The sequence below is a fragment of the Bacillus infantis genome (assembly GCF_008180445.1).
Taxonomy (GTDB): Bacteria; Bacillota; Bacilli; order Bacillales; family Cytobacillaceae; genus Bacillus_AB; species Bacillus_AB infantis_B.
In genome coordinates this window covers 1-755 of record NZ_VTER01000040.1, presented here as the reverse complement: position 1 = coordinate 755, position 755 = coordinate 1, and the positions used below count along the sequence as shown (strand labels likewise).

Annotated in this window: 2 rRNA genes; both read left to right on the top strand. The window is 45.4% G+C overall.

The annotated features are described in order from the left end of the window. Nucleotides 1–121 precede the first annotated feature (121 nt). Nucleotides 122–238 (top strand): 5S ribosomal RNA (gene rrf / locus FZD51_RS25925). Between the two features lie 288 nt (nt 239–526). Continuing rightward, a 16S ribosomal RNA gene (locus FZD51_RS25920) occupies nt 527–755 on the top strand; the annotation flags it as partial.

Sequence of the window (755 nt, the reverse complement as noted above, 5' to 3'; positions counted from 1 at the left end):
AGCGTGGTGACACGTGGAGCTGACAGATACTAATAGATCGAGGACTTAACCACAATTGATTGCTTAGTAATTCTTCTTCTGCATTATCTAGTTTTGAGGGAACAAAACCTCATCTAAATAGTCTGGTGGCGATAGCGAGAAGGTCACACCCGTTCCCATACCGAACACGGAAGTTAAGCTTCTCAGCGCCGATGGTAGTTGGAGGTTCTCCTCCTGTGAGAGTAGGACGCTGCCGGGCGAAGACAGAGAGATGTCTCTTTGTCTTTTTTAATCCCTATCTGTTGGAATAATATTCCTCAAGAATTAAGGGTTGACCCGTAACACCGCTGGTGTTATGATAGTCAGGCACCTTCGAGAGCTGATGCTCGGAACAAACTTTTCGAAAAAAAGTTGTTGACGAAGGCTGCTAAAAATGTTATTCTAATATAGTTGCTTTAAGAGAGCGACTGAGATTGTTCTTTGAAAACTGAACGAACAAAACGTCAACGTTAATCTTAATTTTTTTATCAGAGCTAAATCTTACTCTTATATGGAGAGTTTGATCCTGGCTCAGGACGAACGCTGGCGGCGTGCCTAATACATGCAAGTCGAGCGGACGGATGGGAGCTTGCTCCCTGAAGTCAGCGGCGGACGGGTGAGTAACACGTGGGCAACCTGCCTGTAAGACTGGGATAACTTCGGGAAACCGGAGCTAATACCGGATAATGCATTTCCCCTCATGGGGATATGCTGAAAGATGGTTTCGGCTATCACTT